Below are 15964 nucleotides of genomic sequence, written 5' to 3' on the forward strand. Positions count from 1 at the left end.
AAAACGGTTTGGGTGAGGATATGACGGATACGGCGCAGGCAGTGGAGAAGGCCAGGGTTCACGAGGAGAAGGAAGCCGACCACCATCCCTATTTTCGCCCGAGGGATGCGGCGACGCTGATCCTGGTCGATCGGAGCGGGCCCGTTCCGAAAGTGCTGGTCGGCAAGCGCCACGACAAGGTGGTGTTCATGCCCGGAAAGTTCGTCTTCCCCGGCGGCCGTGTCGACAAGGCCGATTATCGCGTGCCCTGCGCCGCCCCTATCACCACAGAGCTCGAAGCCAATCTCGCCAAGGGCAGCCCGAAGACCCCGGCCTCGCGCGCGAAGTCGCTCGCCATTGCGGCGATCCGCGAAGCCTGCGAGGAGACCGGTCTCTGCCTCGGCCGCCAAGCGGAGGGCAAGGTGCCCAAGCTCGAGGGCCCCTGGAAACCGTTCGCCGATGCCGGCCTGCTGCCCGATCCTTCCGGCCTGTTCCTGATCGCCCGCGCCATCACCCCGCCCGGCCGCGTCAAGCGCTTCGACACCCGCTTCTTCACCGCGGATGCCTCCGCGATCACCCACCGCGTCGACGGCGTGATCCATGCCGATGCCGAGCTGGTCGAGCTGGTCTGGGTCGAGCTCGGCTCAAAACCGCTCGCCGATCTGCATCCGATGACACGCAACGTGCTCAACGAGCTCGACACCCGCCTAGCCACCGGCCCGCTGCGCCACGATGCGCCGGTGCCGTTCTTCCATTTCTATGGCGGCAAGATGCAGAAGGATGTTTTGAGCTGAGCGGCGCTCCCCTCTCCGTCATTCCGGGGCGCGGCTCTCTCCACTGGTCATTCCGGGGCGCGCGCAGCGCGAACCCGGAATCCATTCATCCACCGTCTCCGCGGCTCGATGGATTCTCAGATGCGCGATTGCGCATCATAGCTCGCGCCAAGAGGCGCGCCCCGGAATGACGTGCTGAGAGATCTGCAAAAAACAAAAAAATCTTCCCGCCGCCGCCAATGGCGGAGTTCCGCCGCGTGCCTATGTCTTTCCCCAACGACACCCAAAACGGACACCGGGCGATGGCACAACGGCAACTCAAGCTTGGCGCGTTCATGCGCCCGATCAGCATCCACACCGGCGCCTGGCGCTATCCCGGGGCCTGGCCCGACGCCAATTTCAACATCAGTCACATCAAGCAGCTGATTAGGAAGCTCGAGGCCGGCAAGTTCGACGCCTTCTTCATGGCCGATCACCTCGCCGTCTTGAACATGCCGATCAATGCACTCAAGCGCAGCCACACGGTGACGTCATTCGAGCCGTTCACGCTGCTCTCGGCGCTGTCGGCCGTCACCGAGCGCATCGGCCTGATCGCCACCGGCTCGACCACGTTCGACGAGCCCTATCACGTCGCGCGCCGCTTCGCCTCGCTCGATCACATCAGCGGCGGCCGCGCCGGCTGGAATATCGTCACCACCTCGAATCCGGACGCGGCGCTGAATTTCGGCCTCGACGATCACATGGAGCACGCCGAGCGCTACAGGCGCGCCCGCGAATTCTACGACGTCGTCACCGGGCTCTGGGACTCCTTCGCCGACGATGCCTTCGTGCGCGACGTCGAGACCGGCCTGTTCTTCGATCCCGCGAAGATGCACACGCTCGATCATTACGGCAAATATCTCAGGGTGCGCGGCCCCCTCAACATCGCCCGCCCGGTGCAGGGCTGGCCGGTGATCGTGCAGGCTGGTGCCTCCGAAGACGGCAAGCAGCTCGCGGCCGAAACGGCTGAAGCCGTGTTCACCGGCGGCGGCAGCCTCGCCGACGGGCAAAAGCTCTATGCCGACATCAAGGGCCGCATGGAGAAGATCGGCCGCGATCCCGAACATCTGAAGATCCTGCCCGGCGCCTTCGTCGTCGTCGGCGACAGCGTCGATGAAGCCAAGGAGAAGCGCGCGCTGCTCGACAGCCGCGTGCATTACGACAGCGCCATCGCCTCGCTGTCCGTCATTCTCGGGACCGATGCCTCCGGCTTCGATCCGGACGGCCCTCTCCCCGACATCCCCGAGACCAATGCCAGCAAGAGCGGCCGCCAGCGCATGGTCGATCTCGCCGCCCGCGACAAGCTCACCGTGCGCCAGCTCGCCCAGCGCGTCGGCGGCTATGGCGGCCTGTCCTTCGTCGGCACGGCCAAGACCATCGCCGACCAGATGGAGGAATGGCTGGTCGGACGCGGCTCCGACGGCTTCAACATCATGTTCCCGTTCCTACCCGCCGGCCTCGACGATTTCGTCGACAAGGTCGTGCCGGAGCTGCAGCGCCGCGCGATTTTCCGCAAAGAGTATGAAGGGCCTACTTTGAGGGAGAATCTGGGCCTGCCGCGGCCGAAAAATCGGTTCTTTGAGGCCTGATCGGGCCGATTTGGCCGCTTTTTGCCCCCTAAAACCTTGACATCAGGCGGTTTCTGGCTAGGTTGCCGGCCAACGCGGGCCGTTTGGCCGGCTCCAGATTCCCTTTATTCCTGAGGTTCTGAACATGGCCAAAGCGGTCACCATCAAGGTCAAGCTCGTGTCCTCGGCCGACACCGGCTTCTATTACGTCGCCAAGAAGAATTCGCGCACCATGACCGACAAGCTGGTCAAGAAGAAGTACGATCCGGTCGCGCGCAAGCACGTCGAATTCCGCGAAGCCAAGATCAAGTAAGATCGGCGCAGCGTTGAAGAGTTTTGCGGGGCCCTTTCGGGCCCCGTTTCTATTTTGCCCGCTCACCCCTCTCCAGAGGCGCTGCGTCCGGGGCACGAGACAGAAATTGACGCGCTACCATTTCTCCACGCCGTCATTGCGAGGAGCTCGCGACAAAATTGCAAAGCAATTTTGCGCTGATGCGACGAAGCAATCCAGGGTCGTTCTGCCATTGCTGCAGGCCCTCTCCTGAGTCCGTCCGCACATTTTGCTGAAGTCAGCAGTGTCACATCCCTTACCCGCACGGAACTCTGGAGAACATAGGCCGTTTCCCCACCTGTTTTGAACGGGGAGACGCAAGGGTGAACCGCCGGCAAGTTCTTCGCGCATCGGCTGCCTTCTCGGCCGCCACCATGCTGCTGCGTGCAGCGAAGGCTCAGACGGGCTCCGCCCCGCCATTCAGCCCGTCCTACGTGCGCGAGCTTGCCCGCGCCCTTGCCGCGAAATCATTCGAGCCTCCGGACGAGAAGCTGCCGGACGCACTGAAGAATCTCAACTACGATCAATACCGATCAATTCGCTTCACGCCTGAGAAGGCGTTGTGGCGTGATGAGAAGCTACCGTTCGAAGTGCAATTTTTTCACCGCGGCTTTTTCTACAAGAACCGGGTCGAGATTTTTCAGGTGGTGAACGGGAGCTTCATGCCGATCCCGTATCGGCGCGACGACTTCTCGTTCGGTGAGGGTCTCGGACAATGGCCGGATGTCGACATCGGGTTTAGCGGATTCCGCATTCACGCTCCGATCAACAGGCCGGATTACTACGATGAAGTTTGTGTGTTCCTGGGCGCCAGTTACTTCCGAGCAGTCGCGAAAGGACTGACGTATGGCCTGTCCGCGCGCGGACTAGCGATCGATACCGGCGAGAGCAAGGGCGAAGAGTTCCCGGTATTCAAGGCTTTCTGGCTGGAGAAGCCGGCGCCGAATGCCTCTTCCATCGTGGTACACGCGCTGCTGGACAGCAAGAGTGCGGCCGCAAGCTACCGATTCACGATCCGGCCCGGCCAAAGCACAGTTTTCGACGTCGAGATGGCCCTCTATCCGCGGGTAGACATCGAGCATGCCGGGCTGGCGCCTATGACCAGCATGTTCTACTTCGGGCCGAACGATCGCAAAGATTTTGACGATTTCCGCCCCGCGGTTCACGACTCGGATGGACTTGCGATCTTCAACGGCAGAGGTGAGCAACTCTGGCGCCCCCTGAACAATCCGCACGATCTGCAGGTCAGCAGCTTTGCCGATGTCAATCCGGGCGGCTTCGGCCTGATGCAGCGGGAGAGGAATTTCATCGCCTATCAGGATCTCGAATCCAGCTTCGAAAAGCGCCCAAGCCTATGGTTCGAGCCGATCGGAGATTGGGGCGAAGGAGCGGTGAAATTGTTCGAGATACCTACCAAGGAGGAGGTCCACGACAACATCGCAGCGCTCTGGCAACCCAAGCAGCCGCTGACAGCCAGAAGCGAACACATCTTCACCTATCGGCTGCACTGGGGGCAGGACGGCCCCAAACCGGAGGCCCTCGCACGGTTCACGCGAACGGGGATCGGAAGCCGGGGTGACGATAGCAAATTGTTCGTGCTGGAACTGATGGGGGACCGACTCAAAGGCATCGATGCCAAGACCATCAAAGGCGTGGTGACCGCTGCAAAAGCCGAAGTCAGCAACATCGTCACGCAACCTAATCCCATGACAGGTGGATGGCGTCTGAGCTTCCAATGCTCGGTCAAGAAGCAAGCCGCAATCGAATTGCGAGCTTTCCTGGCGCAAAACGAAGTGCCAGTCTCCGAAGTGTGGACCTATCGATGGACGCCCTGAGACCGTCGCCGACGCCTTCGCCGAACGCCCCTGGCAGCCCATTTCTGCCGCCGGAAAGTCCGCTGCCGATGCTGCCTTGCCGGCTGGATCGCGCGACTGAAGCTAACCGGTCGCCGGTGCATTCGGGTACCACTTTGATGGTTCGCCGCGTCTTTATTTTTGTCGGCACTGGGGTGCTGACGCTTGCGGGCGGCTACGGCATGTATGACGTGGTGAAAGTTGGCGGCGTAACCTTTCTCGAGGCGGTGCTGCTCGGGTTTTTCCTCGTGCTGCTCGCATGGGTCGCGCTCTCCTTCATGTCCGCGCTCGCCGGATTTTTCGTGCTGCTCACGCGCAGCCGGCCTTTTCTGCCGATCGATGCGACGGGCTCACTGCCTCCTGTCACCTCGCGCACAGCCATGCTGCTACCCACCTATAATGAGGACCCGCATCATCTCATGGCGCGGCTACGCGCTATGTATGAATCAGTTCAAGCGACCGGATATGGGGACCAGTTCGACTGGTTTTTACTGAGCGATACGACCGACCCCGACATCTGGATTCGTGAAGAGATGACGTTCATTCGGCTGCGCCACGCCTCCGGCGCCGCTCGGCTGTACTACCGGCATCGCTCCAATAACATCGCGCGCAAGTCCGGCAATATCGCCGACTGGGTCATGAAGTTTGGGGCGGCCTATGATCACATGATCGTTCTCGACGCGGACAGCCTCATGGAAGGCGACACAATAGTTCGCCTTGTCCACGCGATGGAGTCCCATCCCGCTGCTGCGCTGATCCAGACGCAGCCGGTCATCGTCAACGCGCGCACAATGTTCAGTAGGCTGCAGCAATTCTCGGGGCGTGTTTACGGCCCCATCATTGCAGCCGGCAATGCCTGGTGGCACGGTGGCGACAGCAATTACTGGGGCCATAACGCCATCATCCGGGTGCGGGCGTTCGCTGCGGAGGCCGGCCTGCCGGAGCTGAGCGGCCGTAAGCCTTTCGGGGGTCACATCTTAAGCCATGATTTTGTCGAGGCCGCGTTGATGCGCCGCGCGGGCTGGGCAATCTATCTGGCACCGGCCCTCGGCGGCAGCTTCGAAGAAGCCCCGCCCTCACTACTGGACTTTGCGGCAAGAGATCGTCGCTGGTGCCAGGGTAACCTTCAGCATCTCGCGGTGTTGCCCGCGCGCGGGCTACACTGGGTGTCGCGGCTGCATTTGCTTACAGGCATCGGCTCCTATGTCACCGCGCCCCTGTGGTTTCTATTCCTGGTACTCGGCCTGCTGATTGCACTGCAGGCGCACTTCATCCGACCGGAATATTTTCCCAAAGGCTTCAGTTTGTTTCCGACCTGGCCGCAACAGGACCCGGTGCTTGCCGCCCAGATCTTTGCAGCGACAATGGGACTTCTGATCCTGCCGAAGCTGCTGGCCTATCTGGTGCTGATCGGCAATCGAAGAGAGCGGATCGGATTCGCAGGGAGTCCTCGCGTATTGGCCGGCGTCGTTTGCGAGACATTTCTTACGGCTTTGATCGCTCCGTGCATGATGATCCTCCAGACCAAGGCCGTGTTTGAAATTCTAGCTGGCCGGGACGCGGGCTGGCAGGTGCAGCGCCGAAGCGATGGCTACCTGGCTCGAAGCGAAATCTATCGCAAGCTCGCCGGCCCCACGCTCTGCGGATTGGCCCTGTTGCTCAGTGCCTACTCGGTCTCTCTGCCGCTGCTGCTTTGGATGTCGCCTGTCGTGCTGGGTCTTCTGCTTTCAATCCCGTTGGGTCTCATGACGTCTGCACGACTGAAGAAGCCCGGACTTTTTGCCACGCCGGAAACCAACGACCCGCCCGCTGTAGTGCTCCGTGCAAACGAACTCGCCGCATCTGAGCCAACAGCGATAGCCGGGGCCCTGCACCAGCTCAGCCAGGATCCGGAACTGCTAGGCCAGCATTTGGGATCGCTATCGCTTGCCAGGCCGCGCAAATTTGGCACTGTCGACGTGCCTTTGGCGACGGCAACCACCAAGCTCGAGGAATGCGAAAGCTTGGAGGATGCAGCCGCATGGCTCGAAAGGCCGGAATTGCGCGCCGTTCTTGGCCATCCCACGCTGCTCCAGAGGGTCCTTGAGATGCCTCGCGCAGGTAACGATAGGGAGCCCAGTATTTGGGGTCGTCGGTAGAGTGCTCGCGCAAGCAGGACGCGCTCTGCATTGCTTCGCTGCGCAATGACCAAGCCACCGGTCGGCGTTCTGGCCGCCATCGATGGCTTCGCGGATCCGGCGGCTCCCAATGCCGGAACGGGCGGTCAGCGTTCACCCAGCCGCCGTGCCGATGGCGCGAGCCTGGTTCGTCGCGAAGGTTCACTCCAGCACCTTATTCCAGGAAGTAGACGCTCGTAACCAACACGGCGATCAGTACGGCACAACCAAGCAATGCAACGGTAAAGCAGATACGTGCTGGGATTGAATACGCGTCAAAGTGCGGCTGCTCGATCATGCCACGCCTCCTCTCACCATCTGGCGGGAGCGCGATCATTAATCTCGGCAGCCTAGCCCTGTGGAACTTCGGTTAAAAGTCAACTGTACTGACGCATCGGCCGCCTGGTGGCGGATCCCGGTTATTCGGGAAGACCTGAAGCGCGCATCGCTTCGATGAGGGGTGTTGCGAGCACCGGCACGCAGCCGATGGCGGAGCACTGACCATTGCTGCTGAAATTGGGTTGAAGTTGCATCACGCGCTCGGCGGCTGCGTTCGCATCTTCCATTCGTCCGAGTTTGGCAAGCGACGCTGCCAGAAACATGTGCGAGACGCTGAAACCTGGTTTGCTGCGAATGGCCCGTTGCGCTGCCGCCGCGGCATCTTCATAGCGTCCGCGAAGAAAATGACCCATGCAGATGCCATGCAGCGCTGCGGTAATCCACGGATCGAATGGACTAAGGCGGATACCCCGCTCGCCCCATTCGATGGCACGCTCGGCTTCCCCTCCCCAGCCCAAGATCAACGCGCCCCAGGAATAGGCCCACGCCGCCGACGGGGAAATTGCCAGGGCGGCCTCGAACGTTTCCAGAGCCAAGACACGGTCATGTTCGACGAGACCGATAGCGATTGCGGCGTAGACGAGTGCCGGGGCATCGTCGGGGCCAAGCGCCACTGCAGTATGCGCGTGCCTTATCGCGGCCGTGCGATTGCCTTCACGCCTTCCCGCTCGGAGATATAGTATTTCATTGCAAAAGGCCGTCTGGCCGTGCGCGAGCGCGTAGTTCGGCTCGAGTAGAAGTGCGCGCTCGAGAAGTGGCACTGCCTGCGACGCGCCCTCCGGCATCCCGGTATCCACCAGCGGCGTCGCACGTAACACGAGGTCGTAGGCGTCGAGATTATCAGGTCGCTTGCGCTTCGCCCGTTCAATTTCGGCCTGACGCACGCTGGGCTCGATCGCGGCGACAGTGCTCACGGTAATTTCGTCCTGCAAGGCAAAGATGTCGTCGACGGCGCGGTCGTAGCGATCTGCCCAGATATGGGCCCTGGTCTCTGCATCAATCAGCTGCGCTGTGATCCGTACGCGGTCGGCCACCCGTCGCACGCTGCCTTCCAACACGTAACGAACGCCCAGTTCGCGTCCAACCTGCCTGATGTCAACGGACCGCCCCTTATAGGTAAAGGTCGAATTGCGGGCGATCACGAACAGCCATTTGAAGCGGGACAGCGCAGTGATGATGTCCTCCACCATGCCATCGGCGAAGTACTCCTGTTCCGGGTCACCGGACATATTCTGAAACGGGAGAACCGCGATTGAAGGTTTGTCGGGCAATGACAGCAGTCGATTGCTCTCCGCAGTCGCTGGCTTCGCATTGGCAAGCTTGACTCCATATAGTCGAACCGCCCGATCGATGTTCTTCAGCGATCGTTCGCCTAGATCATCGAACTCGAATGTCGTTTTTCCCCTGACTTGTTCGAACGCACTTCCCGACAAGCACACGCCGCCCGGCGCGCACTCGTTCTCAACGCGTGCGGCCACATTCACGCCATCACCAAAGATGTCGTTTTCGTCGCTGATAATGTCGCCGATGTTGATGCCGATGCGAAAGGCAATCTGTCCTTCCCGGCCGGCCATCTTCTCTTGAACGGCCATGGCGCAAGTAACCGCGTCGACAGCGCTGGCGAATTCGACCAGGAGGCCATCGCCAGTCGTCTTGACGATCCTGCCCTTGTGCTCCGCAATGGCTGGATCGACGATTTCGCGGCGGATGACCTTAAGGGCTTCGAGCGTGCCGACCTCATCGGCGCCCATTAACCGCGAATAACCGGCAACGTCCGCTGCCAGCACCGCCGCTAATCGTCTCTCAACGCGCGCCATAGCCACCGCCACCCTGCCAGTTTGGAATTAATATAGCAGGATGAACATCTTCCGTCCCAGCCGGACGAAGGGCTGGGGTCTGGACGCCGCGCCAGGTCGGCTTCGGGGGCACGAGCGGCTATTCGCGGCCAAGCGGCGAGACGCTTGCTTGGCGCTTACGAACGCCCCTCGCTACGCCGCCTTCAACACCGGCGGCTGCGACGGCCGGATCAGCGCGAACGCCACCTGCACGATGCCGCCGGCGAGGCCCAGTGCCACGCCGATGCGCCAGGCCATGGTGTAGGAGCCGAGCGCGTCGTAGAGCAGCCCTCCACCGTACGCGCCGAGGAAACTGCCGATCTGGTGGCTCATGAAGGCGAGGCCCTGGATCATCGCCTGCCAGCGCAGGCCGAACATCTCGGCGACCGCGCCCGCGACCAGCGGGCCCACGCCCATCCACAAAAAGCCCATTATCGCGCCGAACAGCAGCGTCGAGAACGACGTCGCCGGCAGCATGAAATACCAGGCGAGCGCGAGCGAGCGCAGGATGTAGATCGCGCCCAGCAACGCCAGCTTGTTCCAGCGCTGCCCGGCCCAGCCGAAGAACAGCGAGCCCAGCACGTTGAAGCCACCGATCATGCCGAGCGTCTGCGCGCTCAGCATCGGGTCGAGGCCGCAGATCGCCAGATACGACGGCAGATGCGTGGTGAGGAACACCAGCTGCATGCCGCAGACGAGATAGGCGCAGGTCATCACCACGAAGGATGCATTGCCGAACGCGGTCCGCGCCGCGATCGCGGCGGTGGCATCATCGATTTCGTCGGCGGCTGGCTTGGGAAGCGGGATCTGGTCGACGCGCCCGGCATACCAGGCGGCGGGGATCATCAGCACCGACATGACGACGAAGCCGGCAAGGCCAATGCGCCAGCCAAAGCCCTCGTTAAGTATCTGCCCGATCGGCGCCGACAGCAGCGCGCCGAGCGAGCCCGCACCGGAGACGATGCCGAGCACGGTCGAGCGCACCGTCTCAGGCACCGCGCGTGCCGCCACCGACATCGCGATCGCAGCCGCCGTGCAGGCCAGCGAGGTGCCGATCAGAACGCCGGCGCCGATCATGATGCTGACAAGCCCGTTGGCCGTCGCCATCAGCGCAAGGCCGACGATGTACATCAGCGCGCCCACGATCATGATCGGGCGAAAGCCGTAGCGCTCGGTCATGGCGCCGGCGAGCGGCTGGAGAAAGCCCCAGGCGAGGTTTTGCACGGCCAGCGCCAGTGTGAAATCCGACACCGAGATGTGGATGTCATGCGTCAGCGGTTGCAGGAAGATGCCGAGCGACTGCCGCAGCCCCATGCTCAGCGTCAGCATGATCGAGGCGCCGATCAGGATGGGCAAGGTCGGACGCAGAACCTGCAATAGGGGCATTTTTCTTCTCCCTTTTGGGCACGGCGCGAAAGCCGCCGTCTGCTCTTGCCGTTGATTTTGGGTACACAGACCTGTGTACTTAGGCTATAAAGGGCCGATGCTGTCAAGCGAACAGGACGCGCGCTACCGCATGGCTCCCCCGCCCGCCCCACAGACGATGAAAGAGCGGATCCTCGAGACCGCCGACAAGCTGTTCTATCTGCAAGGCATTCGCGCCATCGGCGTCGACACCATCGCGGCCGAGATCGGCATCAGTAAGCGCACGCTTTACAACCACTTTCCGTCCAAGGATGCGCTGATCGCGGCTTACCTCGAGCGCCGCTTCGTAGCTCAGCGCCCCTCAGACAAGCCGCCGGCTGAGCAGATTCTTGCGACGTTCGATTCGCTGGAGCGACGCTTCGCCGCCAAGGATTTTCGCGGCTGCCCGTTCGTGAATGCGGTCGCCGAGCTCGGGCCTTCCGACCGCGCCGTGAAGAAGATCGCAATCGCCTTCAAGGAAAGCCGCCGCGTCTGGTTTCGCGATCGCCTGAACGAGCTCGGCGTTGCCGATGCCGACGCGCTCGCAACGCAGCTCGTGCTGCTCGTCGACGGCTCCATCGCCCAGGACCTCGTCCGCGACGATCCGGCGATGGCCAGGGCGGCAAAGGAAGCGGCAAAGGTGCTGCTGCGCAATGCGGGGGTGGATGTGGGGGATGGGACGAAGGCGAAGGCGGCGAAAGGACGCAAGCCCGCGCCACAATCTTGACTGTCGTCCCGGCGGAGGCCGGGACCCATAGCCACAGGCAGATGTTTGGCGAAGACTCGGAGTTACCAGTTCGCACCATAACCCCTCCCTGGGGTTATGGGTCCCGGCCTCCGCCGGGACGACACCAAGTGTGTGGGCCTGATATTCGTCCCACTAACCAATCCTAGCAGAATGCTCCTGTTTTGCCCGACGTGTCAAATGGCGCTGCCGCCAGCGCAAACCGCCCTGCTCCTCACCTAAGCCATTGATCCGGCTACCGCCGGCTACTGTGCATGGGGTTGTTTTCGCACTTTTTGTACCGGCAGCTCACGCGGCCTGCGACACCACGCGGTTGCGGCCGTCGTGCTTGGCGCGGTAGAGCGCGGTGTCGGCGCGCTTGAGGACGTCGGCGACCGCCTCGCCCTTCTGCTCCAGCGTGGTCAGGCCGATCGAGATCGTGACCTCGATACGCTTCGTCCCCTTGTGGATCGCAAACGGCTCGCCCGCGATCGAGCGGCGCAGGCGCTCGGCGACCATGCCGGCGACGTGGAGATCCGTCTCGGGCATCACGATGACGAACTCCTCGCCGCCATAGCGGCAGGCAAGGTCAATGCCGCGGATCGACTTGCGCACCCGCACCGCGAACTCGCGCAGCACGTCGTCGCCGGCGTCGTGACCGTAATTGTCGTTGATCGATTTGAAGTAGTCGATGTCCAAAATCATCAGCGCGAGCGGCTTGCCGCGGGTCGCGGCCTGCTCGGCGAGCGTCGCCAGATGACTCTCCATGTAACGGCGATTGTGCAGCCCGGTGAGCGCGTCCGTGATTGCCATCTCGATCGAGTTCTGCACGTTGTCGCGCAGGTGATCGGTGTAGCGGCGGCGGCGGATCTGGGTGCGGACGCGCGCCAGCAGCTCGGTCTTGTCGATGGGGCGCAGCAGATAGTCGTTGACGCCGATCTCGAGGCCGCGGAGCAGCCGCGTCGAGTTCTCGGGGTCGGCGATCGCCAGCATCGGCACGTGGCGCGTGCGCTCCAGCGAGCGCGCCTGGCTGCACAGCCGCAGGCCATCGAAATTGTTGAGATCGAGCGAGACGATCAAGAGGTCGTAATTGCCCTCGGCGGCATGAAACAGCGCTTCCGTCGGGTTCGGCTCGACGTCGATGGCGTGCTCGGCGGCGAGGATCGTCGCCAGCCGCTCATAGGAGGACTCGCGGTCGTCGACCAGGAGGATGCGGCCGCCCTTGCCGGTGTCGGCCACGGCGCTGCGCTCGGGCGCCTGCATGCCGATCTCGAGCGAGGTGATGGCGCGCATGCGCAGCTCGTCGGTCATCATCTTCAGCCGCGTCAGCGAGCGCACGCGCGCGATCAGCACCACGTCGGAGACAGGTTTCGTCAGGAAATCATCGGCGCCGGCTTCCAGCCCGCGGTTGCGGTCGGACGGGCTGTCGAGCGCGGTGACCATCACGACGGGAATGTGGTGGGTGGCAGGGTCCGTCTTCAGGCGGCGGCAAACTTCGAAGCCGTCCATGTCGGGCATCATCACGTCGAGCAGGATGATGTCGCATTCGGCGCGCCGGCTGATCGCCAGCGCCTCGGCGCCGTTCGCCGCGGTCATCACGTCGAAATACTCGGCGGACAGGCGGGCTTCGAGGAGCTTGACGTTGGCAGGAACGTCATCGACAACCAGGATACGCGCGGACACTTTGAACTCACTTCCTATCCGATAAAACGCCGGACCGTCTCAATGAATTTGCCGACCGAGATCGGCTTGGACAAATAGGCCTCGCAGCCGCCCTCGCGGATGCGCTCTTCGTCGCCCTTCATCGCGAAGGCAGTGACCGCGACGACGGGAATGGCGCGCAACTCCGGATCGTCCTTGATCCAGCGCGTCACCTCGAGGCCCGAGACCTGCGGCAGTTGGATATCCATCAGCACGAGGTCGGGCCGCATCTTGCGAACGAGGTCGAGCGCCTCGTAGCCGTTGCTGGTGCCGGAGGTCTGGTAACCGTGCGCCTCCAACAGGTCGCGGAAGAGCTTCATGTTGAGCTCGTTGTCTTCCACGATCAGGACGGTCTTAGCCATCCCGCCCTCCTGATTGGTCCGCAGACCCATACATGTGACGCCTCAGGCGCCGCTCGCCGGCGCTTCGAAAACTGGATTCAAACTAGCCCCAGATTCGCTCTAGTTTCGTTAAACCCGAGGGCCGACTTTCTGCGATGTGGTTTCCAGTTGCTTTCGGGGTCGCAAGACTCGAGGCGAAGACTCGGGCATGATGATTCCAAATTAGAGACCGAAAGTTAACGGAAAGGCAAACCGGCCCCGTGAAAAAGCCTGTTCACAACCCCCGCGAAGTCGCTGAAATCGTTGCGATTCAGGCCCTGTCCTTCGTCGCCGGCGAGCCCGAGCGGCTGGGCCTGTACCTGGCTGAGACAGGGGTCGGTCCGGAGACCCTGCGCAATGCCGCCTCGGACCCCAATTTCCTGCTCAGCGTGCTCGATTTCGTGCTGCGCGATGACGAGACCGTGAAGGCCTTTGCGAAGACCGCGGAACTGCATCCGACCAACGTTGCCGCAGCGCGGCAGGTGCTGGGCGACGCGCTCGGCGACCCCTCCTGGGAGCGCGACGTGCCGTGACCGAGCCCGATCCGGCCGGGCCCCGCTGCTTCTGCCGGGATTGTCTGGCCGATCTGGACATGGGCGTGCGGCGCTGTTCCGCCTGCGGATCCCCTCGCCTGGTCCGTCACCGCACGCTGTCGAGCCTGACCATCGCCCATATCGACTGCGACGCCTTCTATGCGACGGTCGAGAAGCGCGACAATCCTGCTATCGCCGATAAGCCCGTCATCATCGGCGGAGGCAAGCGCGGCGTGGTGTCGGCTGCCTGCTACATCGCCCGCACCTATGGCGTGCGCTCGGCCATGCCGATGTTCAAGGCTCTGGAGGCCTGCCCGCACGCCACCGTGATCCCGCCCGACATGTCGAAGTACGTCCGGGTCGGCCGCGAGGTGCGCCAGGCCATGCAGGCGCTGACGCCGCTGGTCGAGCCGCTCTCGATCGACGAGGCCTTCCTCGACCTCTCCGGCACCGAGCGCGTCCACGGCATGATCCCGGCAAAGGTGCTGGCGCGCTTTGCCCACGAGGTCGAGCGCGACATCGGCATCACCGTCTCGGTCGGCCTGTCCTGCAACAAGTTTTTGGCCAAGATCGCCTCCGACCTCGACAAGCCGCGCGGCTTTGCCGCGCTCGACCAGGACGAAGCGCGTTTGATGCTGTCGGAGAAGCCGGTCGGCTTCATTTTCGGCGTCGGACCGGCCACGCAGGAACGCCTGGTGCAGCGCGGCTTCCGCATCATCGCCGATCTGCAGAAGGCCGACGAGATCGAGATGATGCGGCAGTTTCCGAGCGACGGCCGCCGGCTGTGGCGGCTTGCGCGCGGCATCGACGACCGCCGCGTCGAGCCTGATCGCGGCGCTAAGACGATTTCCAGCGAGACCACGTTCGAGAGCGACATCCGCGATTTCGCGACGCTGGAGAAAATTTTGTGGCGGCTATGCGAGAAGACGTCGTCGCGTCTCAAGAGCAGCGAGCTCGCAGGCTCGACCGTCACGCTGAAGCTGAAGACCGCCGATTTCCGCCAGCGCACGCGCTCGCAGTCGATCGCCGCCCCGACACAGCTCGCCGCAAAGATCTTCTCAATCTGCCGCGAGATGCTGGCAAAAGAGATCGACGGCACCGCCTTCCGCCTGATGGGCGCCGGCGTCAGCGCGCTGCGCGACGGCTCGGTCTCCGACGACACCGACATGCTCGACCGCCGCGCCGCGCATGCCGAGCGCGCGGTGGACAGTCTGCGCAAGAAGTTCGGCAGCGCTGCGGTGATCCGCGGCATTGCGTATGAGGGGCCGGAGAAGGCGCAGGAGTGATCGAGACCTGCTCAACTCAGTCGCGTTCGAAGATCCGTGCACCCGGATAGGCGCGCCGGGCATACTGAACGACCAACTGCCGATCCTGAGTTTCCAGGAACGGCGTTCGGATCTGACAAGACCCGACGATGAGGTGCCACAAGCCGTTGAGCTTTCGAATGACGACGTTCATTTGAGCCTCCTCGCAGTGACCCGAGTGGACTCAAATTGTAAGAATCTCCCGCCGTCGCTCAATTCTACCAGCGTAAGGTCAGCGCATGAGAAGGATTAGAGGAGATATACAAAGGTATGTTGACCATGGCTCCAGCAGCCTCTGTCGCCGACAGCTTCGCAAGGACGCAAACGATCTTACTAGTTCGGGGGCTGGCACCGTGACAGGCGAACGCGATCTCGACGCGCTACTGAGTAACATGAAGCCGGAGATCCTGGACGGCACCTTCGTGTTTTGCACGCTTGCGCCGAGCGCGAGCATTCCAGCCACCATCAGCCCGATCCTGACGTTCCGCGAACGCGAAGGAATGACACTCGTGATCCCTCGCGAAGAGGCCGAAGCGGCAGGCCTACGCTACGAGTTCGCCTCGCGCCTGATCACCCTGACGGTTCATTCGTCGCTGGACGCGGTCGGATTCCTGGCTGCGATCACAGCCCATCTCGCCGCAGCTGGCATCAGCGTGAATGCCGTTTCGGCCTTCCATCACGATCACCTCTTCGTGCCTATCGACAAGGCCGAGGAAGCGATGGCTGTTCTACAGAAGATGTCTGGCGCGAGACACTCGTAGCCCGGATGGAGCGGAGCGCAATCCGGGGCAGTGCATCCTAAGCAGCAGACTACCCGGATTACGCTTCGCTCCACCCGGGCTTGTATGGGACTCTGGTTGTCAAGGGATTGTTTGATTCAGAGCATGGCTTCGCCTTGAGATGTTCGGTTGGCGCGATGCGGCCGTGATGATCCTTTTGTCCCAATGGAGAGTCGTTGCGCCGGACGCAGTCGCGGTCAAGGCTGGCCGGAGGCCACCGCCGGAGGCGGCGCGAAGCGGCCTTGACGGCGGCGAGGACGGCGCGA

The 15964-nt window shown here is 62.6% G+C and carries 15 protein-coding genes; 9 read left to right on the forward strand and 6 right to left on the reverse strand.

Annotated elements, in window-relative coordinates:
• The first annotated feature begins 20 nt into the window (after nucleotides 1–20).
• The 5 genes from CWO91_RS19320 to mdoH all read left to right on the forward strand — a co-directional run bounded on the left by CWO91_RS19320 (nucleotide 21) and on the right by mdoH (nucleotide 6681).
• The gene (locus tag CWO91_RS19320; RefSeq protein WP_130215338.1) at nucleotides 21–773 is read left to right on the forward strand and encodes an NUDIX hydrolase; all 753 of its coding nucleotides are present in this window, start codon (nucleotides 21–23) and stop codon (nucleotides 771–773) included.
• A gap of 281 nt (nucleotides 774–1054) precedes the next feature.
• On the forward strand, nucleotides 1055–2380 hold the full coding sequence (locus CWO91_RS19325; protein WP_130215340.1) for an LLM class flavin-dependent oxidoreductase: 1326 nt from the start codon (nucleotides 1055–1057) through the stop codon (nucleotides 2378–2380).
• A 124-nt stretch (nucleotides 2381–2504) separates the two neighbouring features.
• Entirely contained in the window at nucleotides 2505–2672 is a 168-nt protein-coding gene (gene rpmG, locus CWO91_RS19330; protein ID WP_007603295.1) for a 50S ribosomal protein L33, read from the forward strand.
• Nucleotides 2673–3064: 392 nt separating this feature from the next.
• The gene (locus CWO91_RS19340; protein ID WP_130215361.1) at nucleotides 3065–4525 is read left to right on the forward strand and encodes a glucan biosynthesis protein G; all 1461 of its coding nucleotides are present in this window, start codon (nucleotides 3065–3067) and stop codon (nucleotides 4523–4525) included.
• The gene (gene mdoH, locus CWO91_RS19345; protein WP_245471302.1) at nucleotides 4513–6681 is read left to right on the forward strand and encodes a glucans biosynthesis glucosyltransferase MdoH; all 2169 of its coding nucleotides are present in this window, start codon (nucleotides 4513–4515) and stop codon (nucleotides 6679–6681) included. Before CWO91_RS19340 ends, mdoH begins: the two co-directional genes overlap by 13 nt.
• Nucleotides 6682–6874: 193 nt before the next feature.
• Here mdoH and CWO91_RS45020 read toward each other — a convergent pair whose 3' ends face one another.
• The 3 genes from CWO91_RS45020 to CWO91_RS19355 form a co-directional block, all read right to left on the reverse strand.
• Nucleotides 6875–6997, reverse strand: coding sequence for a hypothetical protein (locus tag CWO91_RS45020; RefSeq protein ID WP_276339337.1), 123 nt, complete (start codon nucleotides 6995–6997; stop codon nucleotides 6875–6877).
• A gap of 121 nt (nucleotides 6998–7118) precedes the next feature.
• Entirely contained in the window at nucleotides 7119–8855 is a 1737-nt protein-coding gene (locus CWO91_RS19350) for an adenylate/guanylate cyclase domain-containing protein (RefSeq protein ID WP_283810978.1), read from the reverse strand.
• A 171-nt stretch (nucleotides 8856–9026) separates the two neighbouring features.
• Nucleotides 9027–10259 carry an MFS transporter gene (locus CWO91_RS19355; RefSeq protein ID WP_130215345.1) on the reverse strand — a complete coding sequence of 411 codons (1233 nt, stop codon included), beginning with the start codon at nucleotides 10257–10259 and terminating at the stop codon, nucleotides 9027–9029.
• 130 nt (nucleotides 10260–10389) lie between these two features.
• Between CWO91_RS19355 and CWO91_RS19360 the strand changes: the two genes are divergently transcribed.
• On the forward strand, nucleotides 10390–11004 hold the full coding sequence (locus CWO91_RS19360) for a TetR/AcrR family transcriptional regulator (RefSeq protein ID WP_165405551.1): 615 nt from the start codon (nucleotides 10390–10392) through the stop codon (nucleotides 11002–11004).
• 306 nt (nucleotides 11005–11310) lie between these two features.
• Here CWO91_RS19360 and CWO91_RS19365 read toward each other — a convergent pair whose 3' ends face one another.
• Both CWO91_RS19365 and CWO91_RS19370 read right to left on the reverse strand, forming a co-directional pair.
• A complete protein-coding gene (locus tag CWO91_RS19365) occupies nucleotides 11311–12684 on the reverse strand; it encodes a PleD family two-component system response regulator (protein ID WP_130215349.1) in 1374 nt (457 codons plus the stop codon).
• A 14-nt stretch (nucleotides 12685–12698) separates the two neighbouring features.
• The gene (locus CWO91_RS19370) at nucleotides 12699–13064 is read right to left on the reverse strand and encodes a response regulator (protein ID WP_008566616.1); all 366 of its coding nucleotides are present in this window, start codon (nucleotides 13062–13064) and stop codon (nucleotides 12699–12701) included.
• 239 nt (nucleotides 13065–13303) lie between these two features.
• On the opposite strand from CWO91_RS19370, the gene CWO91_RS19375 reads away from it, so the two are divergent.
• The gene (locus CWO91_RS19375) at nucleotides 13304–13615 is read left to right on the forward strand and encodes a DUF3572 domain-containing protein (RefSeq protein WP_130215351.1); all 312 of its coding nucleotides are present in this window, start codon (nucleotides 13304–13306) and stop codon (nucleotides 13613–13615) included.
• Nucleotides 13612–14901 (forward strand): DNA polymerase IV, encoded by a 1290-nt coding sequence (locus CWO91_RS19380; RefSeq protein WP_130215353.1) that lies wholly within the window; start codon nucleotides 13612–13614, stop codon nucleotides 14899–14901. The genes CWO91_RS19375 and CWO91_RS19380 overlap by 4 nt, the downstream gene beginning before the upstream one ends.
• Before the next feature lie 16 nt (nucleotides 14902–14917).
• Here CWO91_RS19380 and CWO91_RS43045 read toward each other — a convergent pair whose 3' ends face one another.
• Nucleotides 14918–15073, reverse strand: a complete 156-nt coding sequence (locus tag CWO91_RS43045) for a hypothetical protein (RefSeq protein WP_008548553.1) — start codon at nucleotides 15071–15073, stop codon at nucleotides 14918–14920.
• Nucleotides 15074–15272: 199 nt separating this feature from the next.
• Here CWO91_RS43045 and CWO91_RS19390 point away from each other — a divergent pair, with 199 nt between their 5' ends.
• The gene (locus CWO91_RS19390; protein ID WP_130215357.1) at nucleotides 15273–15680 is read left to right on the forward strand and encodes an ACT domain-containing protein; all 408 of its coding nucleotides are present in this window, start codon (nucleotides 15273–15275) and stop codon (nucleotides 15678–15680) included.
• The last annotated feature ends 284 nt before the right edge of the window (nucleotides 15681–15964 follow it).

The organism is Bradyrhizobium genosp. SA-3 (assembly GCF_004212635.1).
GTDB lineage: Bacteria > Pseudomonadota > Alphaproteobacteria > Rhizobiales > Xanthobacteraceae > Bradyrhizobium.